This window comes from Roseibium sp. RKSG952, assembly GCF_009711355.1.
The window spans coordinates 1-1,143 of sequence record NZ_SMMF01000462.1; the positions used below are offsets into that span (position 1 = coordinate 1).

Genomic DNA, 1,143 nt, shown 5'->3' on the forward strand with positions numbered 1-1,143 from the left:
ATACCAAGTCTCAGATGAAGTGACTCATATTTGTGCTTTCGGTTTGGGCGCGAATATGATTCCAAATGGCAAACGAGAGGATTTTGCCATGGGAGCCGCGATTTCGCTTCGAGATGACTTTGATGGATGCGACCTTCGGCAGTTGGCGAAGAATTGCCGGGATGCCAAGCAGACACGCCGCTTGCTTTCACTTGCCGTTATTTATGATGGCAGGAGCCGTACGGATGCGGCTCGCACGGGTGGTGTGACGCTTCAGATCATTCGAGATTGGGTGTTGCGTTTCAATGCTGCTGGTCCCGATGGTCTGAAGGATGCGCCCAAGACCGGTCGCCCCTCAAAACTAGACGAACATCAGCGGCGTGCGTTGATCGAGATTGTCGAACGCGGTCCGTATCCCTCGGTGGAGGCAGTGGTACGTTGGCGACTGAAGGATCTTTGCGCGTGGATCCTGTCCGAATTTGGCATTGCTATTGACGAGTGTACCGTATCACGCGAGTTGAAGAACGCTGGATATCGGCGTTTGACCGCCCGCCCGCAGCATCCCGCTCAAAACGAGTTTGCCGTCGAGGATTTTAAAAAAACTTCCCAACCGAACTGGCGGAAATCCGCAATCGACTTGAAAGCAACACGCCGATAGAGGTTTGGTTTCAGGATGAAGCACGCGTGGGGCAGAAAACCAAACTCACAAGGCGATGGGCCAAGCGGGGGACAAGGCCCCGTGCCCCCAAGGATCAGCGGACAAAATCAGCCTGGATATTTGGGGCCATCTGTCCGGCGCGCGGTGTCGGCGCCGCGCTCATTCTTCCCAAATGCAACACCATGGCCATGCAGTTGCACCTTCAGGAAATCTCGTCACAAGTTGCTCCTGGAGCCCATGCCGTTGTCATTCTTGATCAGGCCGCCTGGCACATGTCGGCCAAACTCGAAATCCCGGACAATATCACGCTTCTACCATTGCCACCGAGATCACCCGAATTGAACCCGGTCGAGAACCTCTGGCAGTTCATGCGCGACAACTGGCTCTCAAACCGAGTCTTCAAATCCTACGAACAAATCGTCGATATATGCTGCCGTGCATGGAAAAGGTTGACTGATCAGCCATGGAAAATAATGTCCATCGGACTGCGAGAGTGGGCGCATCGG

Annotated in this window: 1 protein-coding gene; it reads left to right on the forward strand. The window is 54.3% G+C overall.

The features are described from left to right. Positions 1–88: 88 nt before the first annotated feature. A protein-coding gene (locus tag E1297_RS01575) for an IS630 family transposase (RefSeq protein WP_155133041.1) occupies positions 89–1,143 on the forward strand; the annotation gives its coding sequence in 2 pieces (ribosomal slippage) (positions 89–575 and positions 575–1,143; 1,056 coding nt annotated over the 2 pieces). This gene is flagged as partial in the annotation.